At 65.7% G+C, this 26,006-nt stretch carries 28 protein-coding genes and 1 pseudogene; 19 read left to right on the forward strand and 10 right to left on the reverse strand.

Annotation, left to right across the window (positions count from 1 at the left end; translation table 11 throughout):
- Positions 1-16: 16 nt before the first annotated feature.
- Positions 17-2,089: a hypothetical protein gene (locus NDI85_RS00945; protein WP_310914662.1), complete on the reverse strand. Its 2,073-nt coding sequence runs from the start codon at positions 2,087-2,089 to the stop codon at positions 17-19.
- 173 nt (positions 2,090-2,262) lie between these two features.
- Between NDI85_RS00945 and glyA the strand changes: the two genes are divergently transcribed.
- From glyA to NDI85_RS00965, 4 genes are all read left to right on the forward strand, one after another.
- A complete protein-coding gene (glyA, locus tag NDI85_RS00950; protein ID WP_188995354.1) occupies positions 2,263-3,510 on the forward strand; it encodes a serine hydroxymethyltransferase in 1,248 nt (415 codons plus the stop codon).
- 45 nt (positions 3,511-3,555) lie between these two features.
- Entirely contained in the window at positions 3,556-4,074 is a 519-nt protein-coding gene (locus NDI85_RS00955) for a hypothetical protein (protein ID WP_310914663.1), read from the forward strand.
- Between the two features lie 70 nt (positions 4,075-4,144).
- A complete protein-coding gene (locus NDI85_RS00960) occupies positions 4,145-5,038 on the forward strand; it encodes a bifunctional methylenetetrahydrofolate dehydrogenase/methenyltetrahydrofolate cyclohydrolase (RefSeq protein ID WP_310914664.1) in 894 nt (297 codons plus the stop codon).
- On the forward strand, positions 5,039-5,521 hold the full coding sequence (locus NDI85_RS00965) for an NUDIX hydrolase (protein WP_310914665.1): 483 nt from the start codon (positions 5,039-5,041) through the stop codon (positions 5,519-5,521).
- A gap of 15 nt (positions 5,522-5,536) precedes the next feature.
- Here the strand turns inward: NDI85_RS00965 and NDI85_RS00970 are convergent, their stop codons facing one another.
- Positions 5,537-6,259, reverse strand: coding sequence for a TFIIB-type zinc ribbon-containing protein (locus NDI85_RS00970; RefSeq protein ID WP_188995346.1), 723 nt, complete (start codon positions 6,257-6,259; stop codon positions 5,537-5,539).
- A gap of 59 nt (positions 6,260-6,318) precedes the next feature.
- Here NDI85_RS00970 and NDI85_RS00975 point away from each other — a divergent pair, with 59 nt between their 5' ends.
- Entirely contained in the window at positions 6,319-6,465 is a 147-nt protein-coding gene (locus NDI85_RS00975) for a hypothetical protein (RefSeq protein ID WP_188995345.1), read from the forward strand.
- 221 nt (positions 6,466-6,686) lie between these two features.
- Here NDI85_RS00975 and NDI85_RS00980 read toward each other — a convergent pair whose 3' ends face one another.
- Positions 6,687-6,974 carry an amphi-Trp domain-containing protein gene (locus tag NDI85_RS00980; RefSeq protein ID WP_188995343.1) on the reverse strand — a complete coding sequence of 96 codons (288 nt, stop codon included), beginning with the start codon at positions 6,972-6,974 and terminating at the stop codon, positions 6,687-6,689.
- 210 nt (positions 6,975-7,184) lie between these two features.
- Between NDI85_RS00980 and NDI85_RS00985 the strand changes: the two genes are divergently transcribed.
- The gene (locus tag NDI85_RS00985) at positions 7,185-7,460 is read left to right on the forward strand and encodes a PadR family transcriptional regulator (RefSeq protein ID WP_166970575.1); all 276 of its coding nucleotides are present in this window, start codon (positions 7,185-7,187) and stop codon (positions 7,458-7,460) included.
- A 7-nt stretch (positions 7,461-7,467) separates the two neighbouring features.
- Here NDI85_RS00985 and NDI85_RS00990 read toward each other — a convergent pair whose 3' ends face one another.
- The gene (locus NDI85_RS00990) at positions 7,468-8,739 is read right to left on the reverse strand and encodes an AI-2E family transporter (RefSeq protein WP_310914666.1); all 1,272 of its coding nucleotides are present in this window, start codon (positions 8,737-8,739) and stop codon (positions 7,468-7,470) included.
- Positions 8,740-8,821: 82 nt separating this feature from the next.
- Here NDI85_RS00990 and NDI85_RS00995 point away from each other — a divergent pair, with 82 nt between their 5' ends.
- Positions 8,822-10,090, forward strand: a complete 1,269-nt coding sequence (locus NDI85_RS00995; RefSeq protein WP_188995339.1) for an MgtC/SapB family protein — start codon at positions 8,822-8,824, stop codon at positions 10,088-10,090.
- 5 nt (positions 10,091-10,095) lie between these two features.
- On the opposite strand, the gene NDI85_RS01000 is transcribed toward NDI85_RS00995, so the two are convergent.
- The gene (locus NDI85_RS01000; protein ID WP_310914668.1) at positions 10,096-10,425 is read right to left on the reverse strand and encodes a hypothetical protein; all 330 of its coding nucleotides are present in this window, start codon (positions 10,423-10,425) and stop codon (positions 10,096-10,098) included.
- Between the two features lie 154 nt (positions 10,426-10,579).
- Here NDI85_RS01000 and NDI85_RS01005 point away from each other — a divergent pair, with 154 nt between their 5' ends.
- The 7 genes from NDI85_RS01005 (at position 10,580) to NDI85_RS01035 (ending at position 18,085) form a co-directional block, all read left to right on the forward strand.
- Positions 10,580-12,490 carry an ATP-binding protein gene (locus NDI85_RS01005; protein WP_188995335.1) on the forward strand — a complete coding sequence of 637 codons (1,911 nt, stop codon included), beginning with the start codon at positions 10,580-10,582 and terminating at the stop codon, positions 12,488-12,490.
- Positions 12,491-12,535: 45 nt separating this feature from the next.
- Positions 12,536-13,513, forward strand: coding sequence for an A/G-specific adenine glycosylase (locus NDI85_RS01010; RefSeq protein WP_310914669.1), 978 nt, complete (start codon positions 12,536-12,538; stop codon positions 13,511-13,513).
- A 181-nt stretch (positions 13,514-13,694) separates the two neighbouring features.
- Positions 13,695-14,273 (forward strand): NAD(P)H-dependent oxidoreductase, encoded by a 579-nt coding sequence (locus tag NDI85_RS01015; protein ID WP_310914670.1) that lies wholly within the window; start codon positions 13,695-13,697, stop codon positions 14,271-14,273.
- 72 nt (positions 14,274-14,345) lie between these two features.
- A complete protein-coding gene (locus NDI85_RS01020) occupies positions 14,346-14,978 on the forward strand; it encodes a YIP1 family protein (RefSeq protein WP_310914671.1) in 633 nt (210 codons plus the stop codon).
- A gap of 24 nt (positions 14,979-15,002) precedes the next feature.
- Positions 15,003-15,266 (forward strand): hypothetical protein, encoded by a 264-nt coding sequence (locus NDI85_RS01025; protein ID WP_188995327.1) that lies wholly within the window; start codon positions 15,003-15,005, stop codon positions 15,264-15,266.
- Between the two features lie 65 nt (positions 15,267-15,331).
- Positions 15,332-17,557, forward strand: coding sequence for an OB-fold nucleic acid binding domain-containing protein (locus tag NDI85_RS01030; protein ID WP_310914672.1), 2,226 nt, complete (start codon positions 15,332-15,334; stop codon positions 17,555-17,557).
- Positions 17,558-17,596: 39 nt separating this feature from the next.
- On the forward strand, positions 17,597-18,085 hold the full coding sequence (locus NDI85_RS01035; RefSeq protein ID WP_166970553.1) for a cupin domain-containing protein: 489 nt from the start codon (positions 17,597-17,599) through the stop codon (positions 18,083-18,085).
- Here NDI85_RS01035 and NDI85_RS01040 read toward each other — a convergent pair.
- Complete coding sequence (locus NDI85_RS01040) at positions 18,070-18,207, reverse strand: hypothetical protein (protein ID WP_166970551.1); 138 nt, start codon at positions 18,205-18,207, stop codon at positions 18,070-18,072. The two genes, NDI85_RS01035 and NDI85_RS01040, sit on opposite strands and share 16 nt — an antisense overlap.
- Positions 18,208-18,317: 110 nt before the next feature.
- Between NDI85_RS01040 and NDI85_RS01045 the strand changes: the two genes are divergently transcribed.
- Entirely contained in the window at positions 18,318-20,012 is a 1,695-nt protein-coding gene (locus tag NDI85_RS01045) for a tRNA uridine(34) 5-carboxymethylaminomethyl modification radical SAM/GNAT enzyme Elp3 (protein WP_310914673.1), read from the forward strand.
- Positions 20,013-20,244: 232 nt separating this feature from the next.
- Here the strand turns inward: NDI85_RS01045 and NDI85_RS01050 are convergent, their stop codons facing one another.
- A complete protein-coding gene (locus NDI85_RS01050) occupies positions 20,245-21,429 on the reverse strand; it encodes an aminotransferase class I/II-fold pyridoxal phosphate-dependent enzyme (protein ID WP_310914674.1) in 1,185 nt (394 codons plus the stop codon).
- A 208-nt stretch (positions 21,430-21,637) separates the two neighbouring features.
- Here NDI85_RS01050 and NDI85_RS22265 point away from each other — a divergent pair, with 208 nt between their 5' ends.
- Positions 21,638-21,958, forward strand: coding sequence for a monooxygenase family protein (locus tag NDI85_RS22265; protein ID WP_188995317.1), 321 nt, complete (start codon positions 21,638-21,640; stop codon positions 21,956-21,958).
- A gap of 219 nt (positions 21,959-22,177) precedes the next feature.
- On the opposite strand, the pseudogene NDI85_RS01055 reads toward NDI85_RS22265, so the two are convergent.
- A pseudogene (locus NDI85_RS01055) lies at positions 22,178-22,300 on the reverse strand (IS1595 family transposase); the annotation flags it as partial.
- Between NDI85_RS01055 and NDI85_RS01060 the strand changes: the two are divergent.
- Positions 22,281-22,469: a hypothetical protein gene (locus tag NDI85_RS01060; RefSeq protein WP_310914675.1), complete on the forward strand. Its 189-nt coding sequence runs from the start codon at positions 22,281-22,283 to the stop codon at positions 22,467-22,469. The pseudogene NDI85_RS01055 and the gene NDI85_RS01060 sit on opposite strands and share 20 nt — an antisense overlap.
- A gap of 1 nt (position 22,470) precedes the next feature.
- On the opposite strand, the gene NDI85_RS01065 is transcribed toward NDI85_RS01060, so the two are convergent.
- Positions 22,471-23,313, reverse strand: a complete 843-nt coding sequence (locus NDI85_RS01065; RefSeq protein ID WP_188995315.1) for a hypothetical protein — start codon at positions 23,311-23,313, stop codon at positions 22,471-22,473.
- A gap of 202 nt (positions 23,314-23,515) precedes the next feature.
- Here NDI85_RS01065 and NDI85_RS01070 point away from each other — a divergent pair, with 202 nt between their 5' ends.
- Both NDI85_RS01070 and NDI85_RS01075 read left to right on the forward strand, forming a co-directional pair.
- Positions 23,516-24,226 carry an MBL fold metallo-hydrolase gene (locus NDI85_RS01070; RefSeq protein WP_310914676.1) on the forward strand — a complete coding sequence of 237 codons (711 nt, stop codon included), beginning with the start codon at positions 23,516-23,518 and terminating at the stop codon, positions 24,224-24,226.
- 68 nt (positions 24,227-24,294) lie between these two features.
- On the forward strand, positions 24,295-25,332 hold the full coding sequence (locus NDI85_RS01075; protein ID WP_310914677.1) for an FAD-dependent oxidoreductase: 1,038 nt from the start codon (positions 24,295-24,297) through the stop codon (positions 25,330-25,332).
- A 15-nt stretch (positions 25,333-25,347) separates the two neighbouring features.
- Here NDI85_RS01075 and NDI85_RS01080 read toward each other — a convergent pair whose 3' ends face one another.
- A complete protein-coding gene (locus tag NDI85_RS01080; protein WP_310914678.1) occupies positions 25,348-25,962 on the reverse strand; it encodes a hypothetical protein in 615 nt (204 codons plus the stop codon).
- Positions 25,963-26,006: the final 44 nt, after the last annotated feature.

A 26,006-nucleotide genomic window follows, 5' to 3' on the forward strand; every position in this document is an offset into this window, starting at 1 on the left:
GATAATCGCTGGGATATTATGCCGACGCGCGCAGCCGAGTCGCGAGGGTACGGGACCAGTGGAACCCCCCGTCGAAGATGACGGGAACCGAGACCGATTCGAGCGTGTCGACGAGCGTCTCCTCGGTGACCGTCTTCTCGGTTCGTCGTCCGTTCAGCGCGACTTCGCCGTCGAACGGGAGCGCGTACCCGTCGCCGGCGCGCGGGGTCACCACCTCACAGACGAGGTCGTACCCGTCTGCCGTCTCCTGCACCCAGACGACGACCGGGTCGGTCGGGCTCGGCAAGAGTGCGTACGTGCCGTCACCGACGACGGCGTAGTCGTGACCCATCATGATACGCCGCCGAGCCAACTGGAGGGCCCGCTGTATGCTGAACCCGTTGCTCAACAGGCGAGCGAACGCGGTGCCGACCATCGCCGCGTGTCGGTCGAGGACGTCGTTGAACGTCACCGCACCAGCTACCGCCCCGCGCTCGACGAGGTCCAGCCCCTCCTCGTAGGAGCCACAGGCGTTGAGGAAGAACGTCGGAGTCCGTGCGTGCGATAGCTCTGCTGCCGAGAGGTTGCCGTCGGGACACCGCAGTCCGTCGTCGTCGCAGTGACCGATGAAGTGAACGAAGTCGTTCTCCGCCTCGAAGACGTCGGCGAGTTCGACCGTCGTCAACGACTCACTGACCGTGACGTCCATCGGGAGATCCGCTGCGCGATAGATCTCCGTGACCGTCCCCTGCTCGTCGCTCATCTGAGTGTCGTTCAGTACGACCGAGACCTGCATACGGTCGTTGTCGCGGTCCCGGAATCGATACCGGTTCTCGTAGGCCGTCGTCGTCGTCTTGAACGCGTCGATGGGCGTTCCCGGCGCGAGCCACGCCTGCACCCGACTGTTTCCCCCGCGCGGGTCGAGGACAGACGATTGTCGAGCGCTCCCGCGGGTCGGATACGCGTCCGCGAGCGTTCGGTCGAGGAGATCGTTCCGGTCCAGTTCCGACCCCTCCGAGAGGTAGACGAGGCTCAGTTTGTCGAGCAGGAAGGGGAGACAGCGCGCCCTGTCGTGTGAGGGCCGTGCGTGCGTCGAGAGGTGCCACTCGGGGGCGGCAGCTCGGACCGTCTCCGTCGGGGTCGAGAGATACCGCTCCAGTCTGCCCGCGGGCGACAGTGTCCGCACCGACTGCCGGTCGAGCGAACACGCCTCGAGGAGTTCCGGAGCCGATTCGGGACTCATCCGACGGACGAGACAGTCGAGGTAGAACACCTGTTGTAGCAACGACGCGACTTCTTTCTGGAACGTCGGAAGCGGACTGAACTCGTGTCTGACGTCGGTTCCTGTAGCGGTCAGTATGGGCCGTTCACGGTCGTCGACGCACACCTCCGCACCGAGGTAGTACGCGAGCGGCGCCGCGACGAACAGTGACTCGACGGTCGACGGCAGACGCAGTTCGATACCCGTCGTCGGCCGTTGTTCCGCGATACTGTCGGGAATCGACACTGTCTCGCCGGTCGTCAGGAGTGGCGGGTGGTCCCGCTGATTCGGATGCGAACGCGAGGGGCTGGTGGTGTGGTGGGCCGCGCTCAGATAGGAGATGCCCGTCGCGAGGCCAGCGGCCGTTTCGGGGACCTGCACGCGGGGGAGGCCGATGGTCGTCTCTCTGGACCCGACGGTGACGGATTTCGACTCCCACAGCGAGAGGACGGTCCCGTCACAGGTCGGGCGAAGCGATGCAGGACCGTCGAACCGCACGTACAGGCGGAGGGCGTTGCTGGCCAGTGGGTCGCCCGAAGCAGCGTCCGGGGTCGTCTCGGTCGTCCCGCTCAGGAGGAACGACCCGGCCGGCAGTTCGGAGGCCGTCGCGAGCGTGTACTGTGCGTTACAGTCCAGCGCCGTCACGGTGACGTCGTCACACGGCACGAGGAGTTGTGCCGCCTCGCCGCTGTAACACTCGTCCGTCGGTCGCGGTATCGCCTCCCCGCTTTTCTGCCGTCGGTTCGTTAACTGTTCTAGCAGGGCTGTCGAGCACACTGGCTCCTCGTCGCTGACAGATGCGAGTTCAGTCCCACCAGTACTCGCATCTGTCACCCCCCAGGTGACCATGTGATACCCACTGCGTCCTTCTGGATTATATACATACTGGTAACCGCATTTACACGTCGGGAACATGGTTCGGCACGGTCTCGGAGGGGGTCTTTCCGCCCCTGTCCTGTCAGTTGGTGGCATACTCTCGGACAAAGGGTAGATTATTGACGGGCGGGTCCGGAGGATGGCACATGACCTACGACACCGTCCGCGAGACGGACCCGGCCGTCGCAGACGCCCTCGAAGGTGAGCGTGCCCGGCAGAACGACACGCTGGCGATGATAGCGAGCGAGAACCACGTCTCCGAGGCCGTCATGGAGGCCCAGAGCTCGGAACTCACGAACAAGTACGCCGAGGGCTACCCCGGCGAGCGCTACTACGGCGGCTGTGAGTACGCCGACGACGTAGAGGAACTGGCCATCGAACGGGCCGAAGAGCTATGGGGCGCAGAACACGTCAACGTCCAGCCCCACTCCGGCTCACAGGCGAACATGGGCGTCTATCTCGGCGTCCTCGAACCTGGCGACAAGATTCTCTCGCTGGATTTGACCCACGGCGGCCACCTCTCGCACGGCCACCCGGCGAACTTCGCCGGACAGGTCTACGAAGTCGAGCAGTACGAGGTCGACGAGGAGAGCGGTTACATCGACTACGAGGGCCTCCACGAACACGCCGAGGAGTACGACCCGGACATCATCGTCTCGGGCTACTCCGCGTACCCGCGCGAGGTCGACTTCGAGCGGATTCAGGAGGCCGCCGACGCCGTCGACGCCTACCACCTCGCCGACATCGCCCACATCACTGGGCTGGTCGCCGCGGGCGTCCACGAGTCACCGGTCGGCGTCGCCGACTTCGTCACCGGGAGTACGCACAAGACCATCCGCGCCGGTCGCGGCGGCATCATCATGTGCGACGAGGAGTACGCAGACGACATCGACAGCGCCGTCTTCCCGGGTTCGCAGGGCGGTCCCCTGATGCACAACGTCGCCGGCAAGGCCGTCGGCTTCGGTGAAGCGCTCGAACCCGAGTTCGAGACCTACGCCGAACAGACCGTCGACAACGCGAAGGCGCTGGGCGAACGGCTGAAAGAGCACGGCCTCGAACTCGTCTCGGGCGGCACGGACAACCACCTCGTGCTGGTCGACCTCCGCCCGTCCCACCCGGACACCACGGGCAAGGAAGTCGAGGAGAGTCTCGAAGAAGCCGGCATCGTCCTCAACGCCAACACCGTCCCCGGCGAGACGCGCTCCGCGTTCAACCCGTCGGGCATCCGCGCAGGCACGCCCGGCCTCACGACGCGTGGCTTCGACGAGGACGCCTGTCGCGAAGTCGCGGACCTCATCTACGACATTGTGGACGCCCCCCACGACGAGGACGTCGTCGCCGAGGTCAGCCAGCGAGTCGACGAACTCACCGACGAGTACACGCTGTACGACTGAGCGGCCCACACAGTTCTTTTTGTCTCCCGGCCCCCAGCGACCGATATGGCACCCACCCGTCGGACCGTCCTCGCGGCAGGCGGGACACTCCTGACCGGGCTGGCTGGCTGTGGTCGCTCCGGCAGCGAGGCGTCGACAGACGAGCGTGTGACCGGCGGCGACGGGCCCACGACTACCGACCCCACCGCGGACCTCGACCTGCGAGAAGCGAACGTCACCGCCGTAGAACTCGCCGACGAGAGCGATGGCCGGTACCGGTTCGACGTGACCCTCTATCACGACGACGACGGCGAGGACGGCTACGCGAACTGGTGGCAGGTCGAGACGCTCGACGGCGAGCAGTTGGGTCGCCGTGACCTCCTGCACGCCCACTCGACGGCGCCGTTTACGCGCTCCGAGACGGTCACAGTCCCCGAAGACGTGGGCTGTGTCGCCGTTCGGGGTCACGATGAGACCCACGGCTACGGCGGGCAGGCGATGCTCGTGCGCGTCCCGGGGGGCGAGACGACGCCCGTTCGACAGGGACGCGAGCGTCGACAGTTCGACACCGAAGCGTGTCCCTAACGGCGTACAGGCGTCTGTATCCAGTGTGGCATAGTGACGTTTTTGCCCTCCGAGTGTCCCTCTCCACGTGATGACAGACATAATCGACGGTGACGCGGTCGCCCAGTCGGTACGTGAGGACCTCTCGACGGCTATCGACCAACTCGCCGACGCGGGCGTCCAGCCCTCGCTTGCGACGGTCCTGATGAGCGACGACCCGGCCAGCGAGACGTACGTCTCGATGAAGCAGGACGACTGCGCCGAAGTCGGTATCGAGGCCATCGACATCGACATCGACCCCGGCGCCGACGCGAGCGAACTGTACGACACCATCGACGACCTGAACGGAGACGAGAACGTCAACGGCATCCTCGTCCAGATGCCGGTCCCGGACCACGTCTCAGACCGCGAGGTCCTGCGGGCCATCGACCCACGGAAGGACGTCGACGGCTTCCACCCGGAGAACGTCGGCCGTCTCGTCGCCGGCGACGCTCGATACAAGCCCTGTACGCCCCACGGCATCCAGAAGCTCGTCGAGTCCGCTGGCGTAGATACCGAGGGCAAGGACGCCGTCGTGGTCGGTCGCTCCGACATCGTCGGGAAGCCGATGGCGAACCTCCTCATCCAGAAGGCACCGGGCGGCAACGCGACGACGACGGTCTGTCACTCCCGGACCCAGAACCTCGCGGAGAAGACCCGGAACGCCGACATCCTCGTCGCCGCCGCCGGCGTCCCCGAGATGATAGACGGCGACATGGTTGGCGAGGGCGCGACGGTCATCGACGTGGGTATCAACCGCGTCGAGGCCGACACGGAGAAGGGGTACGAACTGGTCGGCGACGTCGAGTACGAGAGCGCGAAGGAGGTTGCGGGCGCCATCACGCCCGTCCCCGGCGGCGTCGGCCCGATGACGCGGGCGATGCTCCTCTACAACACGGTGAAAGCCGCGGGGCTCCAGCACGACGTGGACGTCGACCTCCCCTGAATGCCCTCGCTCGCCGCCTTCGCGGACGACGGCGTCTACACCCGGCGGGTCACCCGCACAGTCGAGGCACCCGCGTTCGCGGCGTTCCAGAACCGCGTCGAGGACGGCCTCCGGTGGGGCGTCGGTGCGCTCGTCGAAGACGCCGAGGACCGACTCCTCCTCGTCTACGAGGACGAGACGTGGAAACTCCCCGGTGGCGGCGTCGAACCCGACGAGAGCCGGCAGACGGCACTGGTCCGCGAAGTACGCGAGGAGACCGGCGTCACCGTGACGCCGGACGAACTGCTTGCGGTGACCGAAGTAACACTGACCGACGGAGTACGAGAGACCGGCTTTCACTTCGGCACCTACCGAGCGACGCCGGCAGAGACGGCGCTCACGACGGACCCCGGTCTCCCTGGCGAGGCCATCGAACGGGTGGACTGGCGGCAGTCGGTGCCGGAGAACTGTCTCGATTGTGAGTTGCTCCAGCGCTTTCGCTGACTCGGCCGACCGGGCTCACAGCGTCGACTCGTCCAGGCCGGTGAGCCAGTTGTCGGCGGTGACGTAGGCGCTCTCGTCGCCGTCGCCCACGAACCGGCCGAGGTCACGGACGGCGTGGAGCAGGCGGTTGGCGTCCGCGGGGTCGACGTCGCCGTCGAGCGCCTCGATTCGCTTTCGGTGGTCGCGGATACGTCCCGATAGCTGTCGTCCCTGCTCGTTGGGATGGTCGTCGAGATACTGGCGGACGTCGGACTGATAGCGCTCTACGGCGGTGGCCATCGCGAGCCCGAAGGCCGACTGAAGTTCGGTCGGCACCTCGTCGGTGTCCGGACGGTCTCCGTCGTCGGCCCCGCCCAACAGGTCGTAGAAGTACAGTTCGGCGTCGTCGCTCGGGCGCATCTCTCTGCCGATAGCGCTCGCGACGTACTGGAGTTCGACGGCGGCGACGTACGTCTCGTCTAGCGGTTTGAGCGTGCCGGTGTCGATGAACCCGCGCTTGCGAGTGTACTCGCGGCAGGTCTCGGCGGCGCTGCTCGCGACGTCGTCGAGTGACGCCTCGTCGATACGGCTCCGTATCGGTGTCAGGTCGAGCGAGACCGGCGCGTCGGTGTGTTCGGTGCGCTCGTCGACACCGACGCTATGGACGCTCCCACACTCGGGGCAGGCGATGCTCCCGGTGTCGTAGTACGACCAGCGGGCCCCACAGGACCGACACTCGCGGTCACCGCGAATCTTCATACTCGTCTCTGCGCTCGCCGTCCTCAAGTTTGTTCCGCGAGCGGTCCGTAGGCGAGGCCATGCGTTCGGAATCCGAAGTACGCGAGCAGTACGAGTTCCTCGCAGAACAGTTAGAAAGCGAAGAGATGCGTCACGAACGGATCCGGATGATGTTCACATATTACAAGCGAGCGCTGGGGTGGGTACTGGAAGAAGAGCACATCTGAGTGCGATTATTCCGGCTGAATAAGGTTCGGTAACTAACACCACTGGGCGGGTGCCGGTACTTTTAAGTTCATCACTCCCATTCTGTCAAGTGACGCTTCGCTTGGAGGGCCGAAGCGTCAGCGGGGACCAATTCAGGGCGGCAAGCGGTCGCGTTTTTCGCGACCGCTTTCCACTTACTTCGCTGGACGACGCCGGGGAGTCACTTCTGTGGGCGGGCCGTTTACTCGATGCGTAACTCGCCAGTGGTCGCGTCGTCGCCAGAAGCGTCCTCGGGCCACTCCAGTTCGACTTCGATACTCAGTTCACCGGGTCCGTCGACGGGGCCCTCACGCTCTGCTTTGACTTCGAACTCCACCTCGGTGGGCGGGTCGAGCGACACCGACCGATCACCGGAACTGAGCGTCACGTCGCCGCCGGCAGCGACGGAGTCGGCGAGCGAACGCAGGTAGTCAGCGACGGCTTCGCGCCCCATTCGCTGCTCGGTTTCGAACAGAATCTCTTCAGGCATACACTCCCTTGGGCCCGACAATAAATAATACCGCTGGCATCACCTTTGACGGTATGATGTAATCTTGACTCGAAATAGGGAAGCGGAAATTCTGTCTACAAGACGCTACATACGGCCGATAACTCGACCTAAGCTAGAGGGGGAGAACAAAAACCTCCGATTCGACACATTTAAGCGATTCAGACAATAATGTACAACTAGACCGTATCGATGCACGACTTGACAGGCTTTCAGCGTGACCTCCTCTACGTGATCTCGGGCCGAGAAGAGCCACACGGACTCGCGATAAAGGAGGACCTCGAAGAGTACTACGAGAAAGAGATTCACCACGGCCGGCTGTATCCGAACCTCGATACGCTGGTCGATAAAGGGCTCGTCGAGAAGGGACAGCGTGACCGCCGGACGAATTTCTACACGCTGACGCGGCGCGGCCGACGCGAAATCGATGCCCGGCGAGACTGGGAAGACCAGTACGTCGACCTCTGAAGACGGCTTAGCCGACCTCTGGATCGTCGGACCCGGGGGGTGACGGTGACTCGCTGGTCGGCTCCGACGCCGTGGTCTCGTTCTCGGCATCGATCTGTGCATCCGTCTCCGGGTCGCCCACTTCCTCACCGATGAGGTTCGTCGGGTCGACCGCTCTGGGACGAACCGGTTCGCCCTCGATGAGTTCCGGGAGGACGAACCGGGCGAACTGCACGACGAAGACCAGTAGCATCGGTGCGAGGAAGATGCCGTACCACCCAAAGAGGAAGGGTCCGAGGATGTACGCGAACATTAGCGTCCCCGTGTGGAGCCCCGCGGTGGCCGTTTCCTCGGTGTCGCGCGCGCCGAACCGGCCGATAGAGAACGACTTGCCGCTGGAGACGTAGGGGCGGACGAGGAGGTCGGGAATCGTGTCGACGACGACGAACGCGACGCCCGTAAAGAGGGCGACGAACCACCACTCGCCGCCACCGAGCGCCGCCTGTATCCCGAGATACGCGGCCATCGGCACGTAGACGATTTTCATCCCGATGATGGGGATGAGGCTCGCGGCCCCAGCGAGAAGCCCGATCAACGCGGGATACGGCACCGACGCCCCGGCCGGCGCGACCACGTCGACGAGGCTGAACGAAATCGCACCGATAGCGCCGGTGACGATGGCGTTGAGGATGTTCCCGTAGAATACCTTGTGGAAACTCCGGTCGACCTCGTGGAAGTACCGGTCTAAGACGCCGCGGTGGTCTAGGAAGTTCTTCGCCCACTCGGCCAGTCGCGGGCCGTCACGGAGGAGGTAGAACGCGACGGCGAACATGACGAAGCCGTGGACCAACCCGGTCCCGACGAACCCGAGGTAGTTGACGAACTGGCCGAGCGTATCGACGATCGCACCGGGACCGGCGGCGTCAGAGAGCAACGCCTGTGGGTTCTGAACGTGGTCTGAGACGTCGAGGTACGGTTCCACGAAGGAGGCGTACGGACCGATGTCAGCGGTGTCTGCGAACCGGTCGAACTCCTGTAACGCGATGGCGATAGTGTAGTACAGCAGGATGATGACGGGAAAGGCAAGGAGGAACAGCGAGAGCATCGCCGCGATCGTTCGCTGGCGCACCCGACGGTAGACGCGCCGGTAGAGCGGGCGCGTCGCGTAGTAGAGGAAGATACCGAACACGAACGTCCCGATGAAGGTGTAGAGGACGAACAGGAGCGTGGCTGCGAGAATCACGCCGAATCCGATCCAGAACGCACGTGGCCAGTCTACGTCCACGTCGTACTGTGCCATTACTCCCGGTTTCACCCCGCCCGGCAAAAAGGTGTGCTGTCGCTGACCCGAATACTTTACCCTCCGGCCGAGTAGCGGTTGTGTGAGCGTTCCGATACAGTTGTCGTCGTTTCCGGTCGATACGGCCGTTCTTCGCATCCTCTTAGCGGGCGCGCTGGGTATGTTTCTCGGGCTGGAGCGGGAGTGGTCACAGAAGACGGCGGGCATCCGTACGTTCGCGCTCATCAGTCTCCTCGCGGCGGTGTTCACCATCGTCGGCAGCGAGGTTCTCCTCGTCGTCGGCGGTGTTCTCGTCATCGTTCAGGGCGTGTTACTGGCCGTACAGGGACTCCTGCAGGAGGACGACCGACTCTCGCTGACGACGTCGGTGTCGATGCTGGTCGCCTACGGCGTGGGCGCGCTCATCGCGAGCGGCTACACGCTCGAAGGCGTCACCGTCGCCGTGCTCTCGTCGCTGTTGCTCGTCCTCAAACGCGAACTGCACAGTTTCGCGTGGGGGCTCTCGCGACAGGAGTTGCGGGCCGCGACGGAGTTCGCTATCATCGCGTTCGTCGTCTATCCGCTGCTCCCCGCCGACCCGGTGGCGGTGCCCGGCGGGTTGCTCGACATCACCGTCGAACTCCGGGTTATCTGGTTGATGGTCGTGTTCGTCGCGGGCATCGGCATCGTCAACTACGCCGTCGTCCAGAGCTACGGCGGCCGCGGTATCGCCATCACCGGCTTCTTCGGCGGCCTCGCCTCCTCGACGGCCGTCGTCGGGACGATGCTCGATCACGTCCGACAGCGGCCAGAGGCGACGTCGTACGCCGTCGCGGCAATCCTGCTCGCCGACGCCGCGATGGCGCTTCGGAACCTCCTCATCGCCGTCGTGTTCTCGTTCGAACACGGCCTGTTGCTGGCTGCCGTCGTCCCGCTCTCGGCGGTCATCGTCGGGAGTGTCGTGGTCGCCGCCCACACGGCGGACTGGGGCGAGACGGTCGACATGGAACTCGACAGTCCGTTCTCCCTGCAGAATGCGCTCGCTTTTGGCGGCGTGTTCCTGCTGGTCGTCGTCGTCGGGGGCGTCGCCAGCGCGCGGTTCGGCACGGCCGGACTCTACGTCACCTCGGCGCTGAGCGGCCTCGTCTCCAGTGCGGGCGCGACCACCTCCGCGGTCCTCCTGTACCGCGGCGGGGCTATCGGTGAGCAGACGGCGATGGTCGCGATTCTCGTGGCCACGGCGGCCAGTATCGTCGTCAAGGCGGCGCTGACGGCACCCGGGCCCAACCGGAAGTTCGCCTCCCGCGTCGCGCTCTGGAGTTCAGTCGTCCTCGGTGGCGCGAGTCTGACTGTCGTCGCGATGCTGGCCTAGGCCGTTCAGAACTGATAGCGCCGGTCGTCGTTGTCCTCTGCCTGCGGGAACTGGTTCCCGCCGGTCATCTCGTCGAAGGTCATCCCCGAGAGGTACTCGTCGTACGTGGCGTCGTAGCTAGAGCGGAGGTGAAAGTCCAACTGCCCGCGATCGACCATCGACTGGAACAGCATGTGAACCGCCCGATGGACGAGTTCGTCGGCGTCCTCGGGGTCGAGTGCGACCGACAGCATCGCGAGTTCGTTGCGCGTCTCGCCGTCGAGCGAGACGGAGAGGTCCTCGCCGAACTCGGCGTATCGCTCCTCGACGTCGTCCTGAAGGTCTTCGAGAGTCATGTCCGGTCGAAGGCGAACCGCGCGGAAACGCTTTGCGACTCGACGGGGCGAGAGCCACCGTTAGTATCGGTCCTAGAAAACCAAATCTTATACGTGATAGGGGATGTGAAACCACGTAACGCTCGGGTCGGGGGCCCGGTGTGTGCGAGTTCGCATGACAGGACGCGACGACGGCGGTCGCCGGATAGGCGGCCAGAACGGGGATTCGGGGGACGTAGACGACCGGTCGAGCGACAGCGCTGACGCCCGTCTCGGAGACGGCTGCAGTCTCGCGATTATCAGCCGTCGATACGGCGGCACCGTCGCCGTCGCGTTCGGTGTCGTGGTCCTCCTCGTCGCCGCGACCGGCGTCGCAAGCTACGGGATCGCCCACCAGACCACGGAGTCCGAGAGGATCGGCGACTTGCGGACGACGGCGACGGTTCAGGCCGAAGCGGTCGGCGGGTGGCACGACGCGCTCCGCGTGCGGACCCGAACCCTCTCGAACGCGGCAGCGCTCCAGTCGGACAACGAGACACGAATACGTCGGTTTCTCCGCAACGGTCCTACGACGGATAGCGACAGCGTGACAGCGGTCCACTACGTCGAGACGGCAGGCGTGCGGGGCACCGTCGCCGTCAGTACGAACGAGTCCGTAGAGGGTGGGTTGCTCGCCAGAACCGGGCCGGCGTGGCGGCCGGTCGTGGCAGCGGCGAACGGCGACGACGGCGACGACGGCGTCGTCCACTCTGAACGGGCCTACGACAGTTCGGATGGTCCGGCGCTCGCGTTCGCGAGTCCCGTTCCCGGCCGCGATGCCGTCCTCGTCGTGGTCGGGACGGTGGACGAGCGACGGTTGAGCGGCGGGTCGACGCCGCTGACCGTCTTCGGCGAGGCGGGCGAGGCGGTGTTCGCGAGCGACTCGGATATCGTCCCCGAGACGGCCCCGGAATCGAGGATGGACGCGGTCACCAACGGGACAGCGGTGACCGCGACGCGCGGTGACGCCGTGGTGGCGTACGCGCCGGTGGACGGCACACAGTGGGTCGTCGCGACGGCCGCCGAGCGAGACGTCTTCGCCCGGCCGACGCGAGTCGTCGGGCTGACCGCGGCGGCGATACTCGCGGTGACGGTCCTGTCGCTCGGTGCCGTCGGTCTGTTCCTCACTCGGTGGACGGTCGGGCCGCTCACGAGGTTGACCCGGCGAGTCAGAGCGATGGAGCAGGGTGACCTCGACGCCGACCTCTCGACGGCCCGACGAGACGAGGTGGGCAGGCTCTACGCCGCCGTCGAGGGGATGCGTGACAGGACACGAGAGCAGCTGCGCCAGGCCCACGAGGCGCGGGAGGCCACAGAGCGGTCGAGACGCGAACTCCAACGTCAGAACGACCGCCTCGACCAGTTCGCCTCGACGCTGTCACACGACCTGCGGAACCCGCTGACGGTCGCTCGTGGCCACGCCAATCTGCTCTCGGCGCAGTTCGACACGCTGGCCGCGGACGGCGTCGAGACGGACGCCCTCCAGCGTCACGTACACAAACTGGAGGGGGCACACGACCGCATCGAGTCCATCATCGAGGACGTCCTCACGCTCACCCGCGAGGGCGCGAGCGTCGAGGAGACAGAGCGCGTCCACCTCGGCGACGTCGCCCGCGACGCGTGGGCGAACGTCGACAGCAAGGACGCCAGCATCGTGGTGGCGGAGAGTCGCCCCATCGAGGCCGACCGGTCCCGCCTCCTGCGGGCCTTCGAGAACCTGTTCCGAAACGCCATCGACCACGTCGGGGAGGAAGCGACCGTCGAACTGGGGACGCTGAGCGACGGTTTCTACGTCGCCGACGATGGGCCCGGCATCCCGGAGGACGCGGTCGACGACATCTTCGAGTACGGCCACACCGACAGCGAGGGCGGCACCGGTCTGGGTCTGTCCATCGTCAAGACGATCGCCGAGGCACACGGGTGGCGGCTCTACGTCGACACCACCTACGAGGACGGCGCGATGTTCGTCTTCGCGGACGTGTTCGACCGCGACGACCACGGGTGGGAGGCGTCGGCCTTCGAGTGGGCGACGACCGACGACGACTGACCGTAACCACCACACACAAACCGGGACGGGACGAACGAGTGGGCAATGAGCGAGCAGTCGGCGACGGACGTTCCGGGTGAGGTGCCCGCGGACCTCGAAGCGATCCAGCGGGCGCTCGTCGAGTGGTACGAGACCGACCACCGCGAGTACCCGTGGCGACAGACCGAGGACCCCTACGAGATTCTCGTCTCCGAGGTGATGAGCCAGCAGACCCAACTCGACCGCGTCGTCGACGCGTGGCGGGACTTTCTGGACCGCTGGCCGACCGCAGAGGCTCTCGCGGCGGCCGACCGGGGCGACGTGGTCGGCTTCTGGACCAGTCACTCGCTGGGGTACAACAACCGAGCGAAGTACCTCCACGAGGCCGCTCGACAGGTCGTGGAGGGCGAAGTCGGTCCGTCGGACCGCCCTCGAAACGACGGTGAAACCACCGCTGACGGCGAGTGGCCCCGGGACCCGGCCGGCCTCTCGGAGTTGATGGGCGTCGGTCCCTACACCGCCAACGCAGTCGCCTCCTTCGCGTTCAACAACGGGGACGCAGTCGTCGACACGAACGTCAAGCGCGTGCTATACCGCGCCTTCGGCGTCCCGGACGACGACGATGCCTTCGAGACGGTCGCCCAGCGACTCATGCCCGAGGGCGAGTCTCGCGTCTGGAACAACGCCGTCATGGAACTCGGCGGCGTCGCCTGCGAGAAGACGCCCGACTGCGACGGCGCGCAGTGTCCGTGGCGCGAGTGGTGTCACGCCTACCAGACCGGCGACTTCACCGCACCCGACGTCCCCACACAGCCGAGCTTCGAGGGGAGCCGTCGGCAGTTCCGCGGGCGCGTGATCAACGTCCTCAACGAGTACGACGAACTGACCCTCGACGACCTCGGTCCCCGCGTCCGCGTCGACTACGCACCCGACGGCGAGTACGGGCGCGAGTGGCTTCGGGACCTCGTCGGTGACCTCGCCGAGGACGCCCTCGTCTCTGTCGGCGAGACAGACGGGACGACTGTCGTCGCGCTGGACCGCTGACGACCGGCTGAAACCGGCAGACTGTCGTGCTCCGTCGAGCTCGGGACCCTCGTGACGCCGACGACCAGCAGACCACCTCTCCTGGCCGCGTCACCGATGGCGAGGGCGTCGGCAATCTGTCAGACTCATCGACCAGTACCGTTCCGCTATCCCTTTACTCGACGCGCGACTCGCCCTATACATGTCCCGACCCCACGTCGTCGGTGTCGCCGGCAGCCTCCGTGACGATAGCTACACGCGCGTCGGCGTCGAACGCGCACTCGACGCGGCGCGAGAGGCGGGCGCGACGACCGAACTGCTCGACCTCCGTGAGTTCGACCTCCCCGTCTTCGACGCAGACGACGGAAAAGCGGGTGACGCTCCCGAACTCACCGACGCAGTACGCGAAGCCGACGCTATCCTCCTCGGGACGCCGGTGTATCACGGGTCGTACTCCGCACCGCTGAAGAACGCGCTCGACTACTGCGGATTCGACGAGTTCGAGAACAAGACGGTGGGCCTGCTCGCCGTCGCCGGCGGGAGCTTTCCCATCACCGCGCTCGAACACCTCCGGTCGGTGTGTCGGGCGCTGAACTGCTGGGTCATCCCGCATCAGGCCGCCATCCCACAGGCCAGAAACAGCGTCGAGAACGGCGAAATCGTCGACGCCGACGTCGAGGACCGCGTCGCGACGCTCGGCGAGGAAGCGGTCCAGTACGCCAACATCGAACCCGACCCGCCGTGCTTCGAGAGCACGGAGAACGTCGGGGCAGACGATTAACTGACCGGAGTGCAACCGCGCCGACGACCCTGACTCGCAACCGTCTTACTCGCTCAGTCGCTACGTTGGCTCGTGACACAGTGGGTCGAGAACCCGACGGGCGGGCGCGACAGGGGGCCGAGTGCGCTGTTGCGCGCGTGGGCCGAGATTCTGATCCGGCCGCGGCGGTTCTTCCGGACCGGCGTTGCGCCCGGTGATCAGGCGCCGGGGCTGGTGTTCGCGGCGATGGTCGTCCTCGTCGAGGAGGCGAGTCGGTTCCTCGTCGTCGACCTCGCGCGGCGCGGCCTCGTCTCCACGGGGCCGTTCCTCTACCCCGCCATCGGCGATTTCACGCCCGGCATCGCGGTACTGGCACTGCTCGCCGTCATCGTCTTCGTCACGCCAGCGACGGTCCACCTGACGGCGGCACTCCAGACGCTCCTGTTGCTGCCCGTCGCGCCGGACCGCGGCGGCGTCAGCGAGACGGTACAGGTCATGTGCTACGCGATGGCGCCGTGCCTGCTGGCCGGCCTTCCGTCGCCGGAACTCCGGGTGCTCGTGACGGCGTGGGGCGCGGCCCTCTACGTCGTCGGGACAGCAGTCATCCACGACCTGCGGATCGGTATCGCGGCCGTCGTGGCCGCCCTGCCCGCTGCCATCGTCTTTGGCTACGGGTTTCGCGGGTTCGACGCGGCGATTTGGCTCCTCGGTAGTGCGGGGTTTTAGGCGTCTGCACCGCGCAGTGTCGGCATGCTCAGTCTCGACATCGAGCAGTTCATGCTCGAACTGAAAGACGGCGCGTTCAAGAACGTCGGCCCGTCGAACAAGCAGGCGACGATCAAGATGTACGACGTCGAGGGCGTCGACGTTCGCGAGTACGGTGACAAGCGCGTGAAACTCGCCTTCGAGGACGAACAGGGCAGCGAGATAGAGGTCGCGCTGTTCCCCGAACAGGCCAGAGCGGTCGCTGAGGGGCTCGAACTGCTCGAATCCGAGAGCGAGCTGTTCGACTGAGAGTCGGCCTCACCCTCGCGCGTAATTCGACAACAGTTTTAGGCCCGAAGCGCTTCGTCCGGGCAATGGGTTCGTGTATCATTTGCGGCACGTCCGTCGACGGACGCATCTGTGACCTCCACGAGGAGGATGCCGTATTCGAGTTCAGAGGCACCAGTCCCGACCAGCTATCGGTCGGTCGATACTACCGCGGCAGCGTCGACGGCTTCGCCGAGTTCGGCGTCTTCGTCGACATCGGTGACAGCGTCACCGGCCTCCTCCACCGGAGCGAACTGGACCGCCGCCTCGACTCCCTCGACTGGGACTCGGGCGACGAAGTGTTCGTGCAGGTCAAGAACGTCCGTGACAACGGCAACGTGGACCTCGGCTGGTCCATCCGCCAGTCCGAGCGCGAGTTCCGCGGCGTCCTCGTCGACGACCCCGACGTGGGGCACTCGACGCTCCTCGAAGACGAAGACGAGGAGACGACCGAAGCCCCAGAGCAGTCGGGAAACGCTGACGGGGACGAGGAGTCGCCTCAGTCCCCCGAAGCGACCTCCGAAGACGTCGACGAGCCCGCCGATGATTCGGCTGAAGCGGCTGTCGATGCTGACGAGACGTCTGCCGGTGCTGTCAGTCAGACCGGCGACGCCGACCGCGTGAACGGTGCGGGCGGCACGGTCGGACAGGGGAGCGACGACGCAACGAGCGACGGGACGAGCGCCGCGTCGACCGGCGGGGCAACCGCCGTCGTCGAGGCCGACGAACAGGACGCCACAGCGGCCGCCGAGGAAGCAGCAACCGAGGCCCTGTCGGTCGTCGCCGTCGGCACCCTCGACGACCACGTCGGTGACGACGTCCGACTGGAGGGCGAAGTCGTCGGCATCCGCCAGACGTCCGGACCGACCGTCTTCGAACTGCAGGACGAGACCGGCACGGTCGACTGTGCGGCCTTCGTCGAGGCGGGCGTCCGCGCCTACCCCGACGTCGAGGAGGGCGACGTGGCCCGATTCGAGGGCGAGGTTCGCCGCCGACGCGGGGAGATTCAGGTCGAGACGGCAGCCCTCACCGTCCTCGAAGCGGACGAGCGCGACGCCGTCGAGCAGCGACTCGCAGACGCGCTGGACGACGAGGCCCGACCCGAGGCTGTCGACCCCCTGACGGACGACTCGACGGTCGATGCCCTCTCCGAGGACCTCGTCGAGGTGGCGACCCACGTCCGGAAGGCCGTCCTCACCGACCGCCCGGTCATCGTCCGCCACGCGAACACGGCCGACGGCTACCTCGCCGGGAGCGCGCTCGAACGCGCGGCCCTCCCGCTGGTCACCGACCAGCACCGACGGTCCGACGCCCAGTACCACTACTTCGACCGCCGGCCGCTCGAAGGCGGCGTCTACGACATGGACGACGCGACGAAAGACACCACGACGATGCTCGACAACCGGGCTCGTCACGACGAGACGCTGCCGCTGTTCGTCTTCGTCGCCGCCGGCGGCACCCGCGAGAGCCTCGACGGCTTCGAACTGCTGAACGTCTACGGTGCGCCGACCGTCGTCATCGACGACATCGACGTCGACGGCGCCGTGACCGACGCCGTGGACGCGGTCGTCTCACCGAGTCTTGCCGACGCGCCCGAGACGACTGCGACGGCGCTGGCCGCGAACGTCGCCGCACACGTCAACGACGACGTGCGCGACGACCTGCGCCACCTGCCCGCCGTGAGCGTCTGGGAGGACACGCCGCAGTCCTACCTCGACGCCGCCAGCGAGGCCGGCTACGACGAGACGGCGGTCACGCAACTGCGCGAGGCCGTCGCGCTGGAGGCGTACTACCAGTCCTACGAGGACAAGCGCGAACTCATCACGGACCTCGTGTTCGGTGACGACGAGGACGACGTGGGCGGCCTCGCCGGCCACGTCGCCGAGCAGTTCCGCGAGAAGGTCGACACGGAAGTCTCGACGGCCCGCGCGAACATCGACGTCCAGACCGTCGCGGACAGCGAGATAGCCGTCCTCGACACCGACGCCTTCTCGCATCAGTACGAGTTCCCACCGGAGACGCTCCTGCTCGACGAACTCCACCGCGAGATCCGCGCCGAGGTCGACGCCGTCGTGGGCGTCGCGACGGACACGCTGTACGTCCGTACCGACGCCGACGTGGACCTCCACGAACTGGCCGACGCCGTCGCGGAGGCGGTGCCGGAAGGCGGCGTCGCGACTCGGAGTGTCCGCGAGGGCTCCATCCGGTATCTGGCCGGCGAGCAGTCTGCCGTCCTCGACGCGACGCTGTCGACGCTCAGCGACGACCTGTAACGACGCCAACTTTTTATCGGGGCGATACGAGGTGACGATATGTCTCTTGGCCCCGTCAACGTCGACGACATCGACTGGACCGATTACGACCACGGGAAGCGAGCGTTCAGACGCAAGCAACTCGCGCCCCCGGCCGGGGGCGAGGACATCGGCGCGAGTCTGTACGACGTCGCCCCCGGCAAACGGCTGTGGCTTCGTCACTATCACGAGGGCAACGAGGAGGCGATGTTCGTACGGGAGGGGTCGGGAACGTTGTGGCTCGGTCCCGACGCGGAGGCACACGCCCTCGAACCCGGCGATTACGTCGCGCTCCCGGCCGGCGAAGAGTCAGCGCACGAAATCGAGGCTGGCGACGAGGGACTCCGTCTGTTGATGGTCTCGACGATGGCGGAACCGGACATCACCGTCTATCCCGACAAGGACATGGTGGGGCTGTACGCCGGCGCGGCCCCCGGCGGCGACAGCGACGAACGGAGCATCTCGACGTATCTGGACCTGCACGCCGAGATGGCCTACTGGGAAGAGTGACCGGAAACCGCTCCGACGGCTTTCTTCGCTCCGTAGTAGGCCCACTCGGCGGAGTAACAGAACACACAGCCGCGGAACGTCGGTCGCTCGGCGCTTTCGGACTCTGTGGCCTCCGTGGTCATACCACCAGTGTACGGTTTCGGGCTGCTTCAAACCCACGTGGACGTGCGCGGACCGCCCACGCCCGAGCGACACGCTTATTCGCGCGAGACGACGAAAACGGACAACAGCGATGAGCACCGAGACGCCGGACCCCGAGGAGACAGAGGCCTTCCAGCAGGTGTGTGCGGAGCTGGTCGACCGCATCCTCGCCGGCGAGGTCGAACGCGACGAGGTCGAGTCGGCGAAGATAGACGTCTGCCGGGAGTTCTCGGCCCCGAAAGTACCGCAGAACTCCGAACTGCTGGACTACGCACCACAGGAACACCGCGAGGTTCTAGAGGAGGTGCTCCAGCGCAAACCGGTCCGCACGGCGTCGGGCGTCTCGCCTATCGCCATCATGACCTCGCCCGAGCGGTGTCCCCACGGGAAGTGTCTCTACTGTCCCGGCGGCCCGGACTCGGAGTTCTCCTCGGCCCAGTCCTACACCGGCCACGAACCGGCCGCCGCTCGCGGCGAGCAGAACGACTACGACCCGTACGGACAGGTCACCCTGCGCCTGAACCAACTTCGCGAAATCGGCCACCCGGTCGATAAGGCCGAACTCATCATCATGGGCGGGACGATGACCGCCCGGAGCCACGACTACCAGGAGTGGTTCGTCAAGCGGGCCTTAGAGGCGATGAACGACTTCGACGTCGACGCCGACCCCCAGCCAGCCGAGGACGTGAGCTTCGCCGAGGACGACTACGAGTTCAGCTATCTGGAGGACGTCATCGCCGAGAACGAGACCGCCGACGTGCGCAACGTCGCCACCACCTTCGAGACCAAGCCCGACTGGTGTGACCCCGAACAGATAGACCGGATGCTTCGCCTCGGCGGGACGAAAGTCGAGGTGGGCGTCCAGACCACGTTCGAGCGCATCAACCGCGAGATGCACCGCGGCCACGGCGTGCAGGCGAGCATCGACGCGAACCGCCGCCTCCGGGACTCGGCGTTCAAGGTCGGCTTCCACATGATGCCCGGCCAGCCCGGAATGAGCAAGGAGATGTGTCTGGAGGACTTCCGGCGCATCTTCTCGGAATCGCGCTGGAAGCCCGACTACCTCAAGATCTACCCGACGCTGGTCGTCCCCGGGACGGTCACCTACGACTGGTGGCAGAAAGAGGAGTTCGACCCGCTGGACAACGAGGAGGCCGCCGAACTCGTCGCCGAAATCAAGGACATGATTCCGCGCTACACCCGCCTCCAACGGGTCCAGCGCGACATCCCGGCGGACTTCATCGAAGGCGGCGTCTGGAAGTCGAACCTCCGCCAGTTGGCCTGGAAAGAGATGGAGAACCACGACTGGACCTGCGAGTGCATCCGCTGTCGGGAGGCCGGCCACAGCGACGAGGTGGCCGAAAACGTGGAACTCGACGTGATGACCTACGAGGCCTGTGGCGGCACGGAACACTTCGTCTCCTTCGAGGACTTCGAGAACGACGTCCTCGTGGGCTTCTGTCGCCTGCGGTTTCCCTCCCACGCGGACGGCCGCTCGTCGCCGTCCGCGGCGGCGGACCCAGTGCGCCGCGAGCTAGAGGACGCCGCGCTCGTCCGCGAACTCCACGTCTACGGGAACGCCGTCGGCCTCGGGCAGTCGGCGGGCGACGACGACCACCAGCACAAAGGGTACGGCAAGCGACTCCTCCGCAAGGCCGAGGAACTGGCCCGCAACGCCGGCTTCTCGAAGATAGCCGTCATCTCGGGTATCGGCGTCCGGGAGTACTACCGGGACAAACTCGACTACGTGCAAGACGGCCCCTACGTCTCGAAGCGGTTGGAGTGAGGACGGGGCGAGCGGCGCGCGGTCGCTCGCGACCGCGGCAGACGAACGGCGTGAAGCGCCGTGAGTCAGCGAATGACGAAGACGTCTATCCGATACGAAGGGGTGCTGTATTCGCAACTAAAAGCTAATCAGGATTCTACACGTCTCTCTTTGATAGTGAACCTACTGGATACTGATTTTATTTGCTATGCTACTCAGGTTGGTGGACAGGCTACGATGAACCGGGTTCTGCTTACGGTAGCGCCGTCCGAAGATCCTCGCAGAGGTCATCGGCGTCTTCGAGGCCAACAGATACCCGGACCAACGTCTCGGGAATTTCCGCTGAAGCCTCACTACGACTGAACTCGTCGGGGATCATTAGTGACGGCACCTCAACAAGGCTCTCGACCCCACCGAGACTCGCGCCCGGCGTGAATACCTTAAGTCCCTCGACGAACGCCTCGAGTTCGATGAGTGTCCCATCGAACTCGAAGGACAGCATCCCGCTGTATCCCGACATCTGCTCACTCGCGAGCTCGTGTTGCGGGTGGCTCTCAAGACCCGGGTAGTGAACACTAGCGACCCGCTCGTGGCGTTCGAGGAACCGGGCGACCTCCATCGCGTTCTTTTCATGATGTTCCATCCGCGCGGGCAGCGTCTTGATACCTCGCGCAACGAGGTAGCAGTCGAACGGCGAAAGCATATTCCCAAGCCCAACCCGCTGCGCGAACGCCAATTGCTCGGAAACCTCACTGTCGTCGGTGATAACGGCACCGCCGATCGAGTCTGAGTGCCCGTTGAGATACTTGGTGGTGCTGTGAACGACGACGTCAGCACCCAGTTCGAGTGGGGCTTGGTAGTACGGACTCGCAAAGGTACTGTCCACGCCGAACGGGGTATCGTGGTCATCGGCGATGTCGGCTATCGCCTGGATATCACACAACCTGATCAAGGGGTTCGACGGTGTTTCTGCCCAGATCAAGTCCGTTCCTGCAGTGACGGCATCGGCGACGTTGTCGGGGTCGCGGGCGTCAACGAAGTCGATGTCAACGTCGAGATGTCCGGCCATGTGATCCGTGAGCAGTTTTTCGGTTCCGCTATAGATGGTGTCCGAAGAGACGACGTGGCCTTCCGGGGGGACTAGCGACAGCATCGTCGTCGATGTGGCAGCCATTCCGGAGGCGAACGCCAATCCGTGCTCACCGCCTTCAAGGCGGGCTAACTGCGCTTCGAGGGCTGCCCGCGTCGGATTGCTTTCGCGTGAGTAGTCGTGTTCATTGCCGTCCTCTCCGCTGGCCCACTCGAACGTGGTCGAGAGGTGGATCGGCGGGACGACGTCGTTCGTTCCATCTCTGTGCGGATGCGTCTCGGTGTCAGCTGCGCCGACTGCGATGGTTCCGAATCGATTCCTGTCGGACTGGCCATTGTGTCTTGTCATCGGATGCTCACCACGGGACCTACTCGGACCCGGTTTAGAGGGGTGTTCATTGGAACGTTCTCAGTTGCGAAGGATAGGCGTGAAGTTCCCGGCGAGGGTGGCCAGAATCCAAACCTCGCCTCGGCGAGAACCAGCTGGTTGTTGATCGCTAACCGGGGTAGGCTTTGAGGAGAAGCGTCTTGTTCGTGAGGGTGGGTGAGTGATTCAGATGTATTTAGTAACGTTCCGTCTTATTCCGGGTGCGTACGATACGGAGTTTCATGAGTTGAATGACGCGATACAAGCGGCTGCCGAGGACACAGAGGGATATCTGGGCAAGCAGACGTGGCATGCACCAGATAGTGAGGCGGTTCTTGTCGTCTATTACTGGGAGTCGTTGGACGCGCTAGAGTCGTTTGGAGTGGATGCGGACCACAAACGCGCGAAACAGCGGTGGACGGAGTGGTACGATGCGTATGAGGTCACCATTACGGAAGTCATAGAGACGTATGGGTGTGGGTTCGGTGACGATGCTAGCCCGCTAGCGTAAGGGTTGTCGGCTGGTTTTGATTAGTGAAGTCGGCAAGCGGATAGCGGGGACTTCCCTGCATCGCTCAACGCAGAGACTCCCAATCGACATCTCCTGTTCCTGTAAGATACGCGACTTCTATTCAGCACGGCTGCTGAACCCGATCATCGCTTGAGGCTTTCAACAAGGCCGCTCAATTAGACCGTGTCGCATTCGCTCATGTGTAGCACATCGTTGATTTCACAGCGTCGCCCGAACAGCGCGCTTGAGAGCATCTCGGTCCGGATTTCGATATAACTCTCGCCGTAGTTGAAACGCTCTGAGAGACGGTGTTAGCTTGTCTTTGGAGACGCCCGTCGACGGCGGGACCGTGATGATCGACGACGTGACGTTTACGGTGCCACTTGCCCCCTTCGGCCGTCTCGGGGCGCCGGTCGCTCGCTGGCGACTCGAACGGCTCGTCGACTACCACGCCGAGGCGCTGAAAGAACTGGCCGAGGGCGGGGACTGGCGGCAGTTCCTCGACGGCTGAGTCACGAGTCTCGTCGTCGGGACCGTTCTGCGACGGTGCTGTTCAGTAGTTCCTCGGCCAGCACGTCGACGCCGAGTTCGTCCTCGCCGGGAGTGGCCGACGTCTCGAACCCCGCCGGTTCCGCGGGCGGACCGCCGCGACTCCCCTGCGGCGGCGGACCGTGGGCGTAGACGCCGTTCGGGTTCGGGAGCGTCCAGACGTGCATCATACAGGGCGTCCGGCAGGGCAGTCGGAGGCCCGTCTCGGCCCCGTCGCCCCACACCTGCTGGTACTTCCACCACGCGTATCGCCCCGGGAGGCCGACGTGGTGGTGCCACGGCGAACAGCGCGCGTCGGCGTCCTCGTCGGCCCCGCCGTAGACAGACGGCGGGTCGTCGAGTTGCTCACCGTCTCGCGTCGCCACGAACATCACCCCGAGGGGGCGCCACCACTTGTTGTCGACCATGATAGCGGCCGGCCGACCGGCGTCGAGTATCGACTCGTCACCGATGTAGCGTGGGTTCAGCCAGTGTGACCAGCCACCGGAATCGCCGTCGGTCAGCAGGTCGAAGTACGGGACGAAGCCGTCTTCGAGCAGCGCGCCGACTGTCGAGAAGTCGCGCTCTAGCGCCCTCGTGGCCTCGTCTCGAAGTTCTTTCGTCCGCGGGTGCTCGTCCGCACACCCGGCCGTGGTCGCGTCCTCGCAGTCACGCATCGCTGGCCGCGTCGTGGCGTCGGGACAGTCGGGCCTAAACGAGATGGCTGGGCCGGCGCTCGTGCCGCCCCCCGAGAGACCGAACACACCTCCCGAGGCCCGCAGGACGTCGCGCCGGGAGAGCGACCCGGCCGTGAGTTCGTCGGGCATGTGGTGTGCGGTCACAAACCACGGTCCAATAAACAATCAGCGGCTATCGTTGGCACGCTGCCGATAAGGTGGCCTTATCGGACGCCACTGGCCCGGTCGACGCCGAGTACGGGGGGCTGGGTGGCTCTGGTACCGACCCTCTCGGTAGGCAGACACTCACACGATTCCGCACCGTTTTGCCGGTTCGGACCCTGTCTACCTCATGGTTCGTCGTCTCAGTGAGGGCGTGTGGCTGCTGGAACTCGGCCTGTTTCCGCCGCTCGCTTCGAACGCCTATCTCGTCGACGAGAGTGCCTTCGACGGTGAGAGTGACGCCCTCACGCTGGTCGATACGGGCCTGTGGTGGAACGAACCAACCATCGTGGACGAACTGGCGGCAGTCGGCTACGGCCCTGCGGACCTCGACCGGGTCCTGTTGACCCACTACGATCTCGACCACGTCGGCGGTCTGAACCGACTCGTCCCCGAGTTCGACGGGCCGGTGTCGGTCGGAACTGACGACCTCGCACTGCTCGAAGGCCACGTCGACCCCGAACTGCTCCACCACAAGGGACTGTTCCACCGGGCCAGCAGACGACTCTTTCCCCTGCCGGACCTCGTGTTGGAACCGGTAGCCGACGGTGACGCCATCGGCGGGTTCACCGCGTACCACACGCCGGGTCACAACCCGGGACACGTCGTCTATCACCACGCGGACGCCTCGGCGGCGTTTCTCGGTGATCTCGTCTGGGAGGACGACGGCGACCTGACGACCCCGTTCTGGGGCGATTCCTACGACATGAATCGTCTCCGGCGGAGCATCGCCGACCTCTCGGCGCGAATCCCCCCGTTCGAAATCGCGGCGATGGGTCACGGCGACCCGCTGACAGTCGGTGGCGACGACGCGCTCCGGACGCTCGCCAGCCGGGTTTAACCCCGCGACGACGAACACCTGACCTGTGTGGGGATGGTTATTTACTCGCGTCGGCCCTCCGTCCGAGTATGATAGCGCGGTTGGCTGTCGTCGGTGCCGGAGCGGCCGGGGCCGCGGCGACCTACGCACTCCGGGACGCGCCGGTGGACGTGACCGTCTTCGAGAAGAGTCGCGGCGTCTGTGGTCGGGCGGCCACCCGGCGGAAGGACGACTGCACCTACGAGTACGGGGCGAACTACCTCAAGGACGCCGACGACCGCGTCACCGAACTGGTGACCGAGGCGCTCCCGTCCGACGGTCTCGTCGACGTCGAGGCACCGATTTACACTTTCGAGCGAACCGGCGGCATCGACGAGGGTCGGGAGGCAGACGAACGCAAGTGGACCTACGAGGCCGGCATCACGCAACTCGCGAAGCGCCTGTTCGCCGAGACGGACGCGACCGTCCACAACGGCGTCCGCGTCGAGACGCTCGACCGAGCGGACGACGGGTGGCGAATCGTCGACGACGAGGAGACAGACCGTGGTGAGTTCGACGCCGTCCTCCTCACCCCGCCGGCCCCGCAGACGGCAGACTTGCTCGGACAGGCACGGTGGGACCACGACGACTGCCGGGACTTCCGACAGGCCATCGCGTCGGTGCCGTACCGCACCGTCGTCACGGGGGTCTTCCACTACCCGTTCGAACTCGACGTCCCGTGGTACGGCGCGGTCAACACCGACAAGGACCACGACGTCGGGTGGGTCGCCCGCGAGGAGTGCAAGGACGGTCACGTCCCCGACGGCGAGTCGCTGCTGGTGGTCCAGATGAACGAGCCGTGGTCGGTCGCCAACTACGACGAGCGTCCCGACCAGATGCTCTCGGCCATCGCCGAGCGTACCGCGCACCTGCTGGACGACGACCGACTCACCGACCCCGACTGGACGGACTATCAGCACTGGCGGTACGCCCAACCGGAGGCCACCGTCGACCACGAGGCGCTGCGGGGAGCCACCGATCACGACCTCTACTTCGCCGGCGACTGGGTAGCCGACGAACCGCGCCTCCACGCGGCAGTACGGAGCGGACTGGAAACTGGCGAGGCAATCGCCGAGGACACCGCGTAGCGACGCGTGTCGTTTTCACTCGCCGGCGGTCGTCTCGCCCCGGATACGTATCTCGAACCCGGTGTCACGCATCGTGACCGGGCCGAGAACGGGGTTCGGATACGCCGGGTGCCGGCGGGTGTGGAGGACGACTTCTTCGACGGCCGGGTCGTACGCGGCGAGGAGGTTGCGAACCGGGGGGTTCGTGACCGCCTCCTCGGGGAGCATCTGCCGGGCATCGGCCGCTCGTCGTGTGCACGAGAGGACGTAGGTCACCGGGTCGCCGAGACCGGGGTCGGCGTCGACCGTGACGGTAGCCCCGCTATGGTCCACTCGTTCGACGGCCTCGGTGTGTGAGAGCGCGAGCGGCGGGCCGCGGAGGCGGAACCGTGCCCCGACGGCTATCGGTCGGCGCGCCTCTCCCTCGTCTGCCCACCCGGCGACGACGAAGGCGTAGACGCCGCCGCCGAGACCGGCGACGGGAACACGAGTGACCGAGCCGTCGAGTCGGACGCCGCCGGTATCGGCTCTGGGGTCCAGCCGCGCCGTGACGTCGTTGTCCACGGTGAGTCGCCACGTGCGCTGGCTACGGCCGCCGGTCGCGAGGAACCCGTCTTCCGTGCGGATGGTCGTCGTCTGACCGTGTGCCACCGTCCGTCGACGTACTTTTGGAGTGACCACGGTGGCTTCAGGCC

Origin of the sequence: Haloarcula sp. S1AR25-4, assembly GCF_031624555.1 — an archaeon.
Taxonomy (GTDB): Archaea; Halobacteriota; Halobacteria; order Halobacteriales; family Haloarculaceae; genus Haloarcula; species Haloarcula pellucida.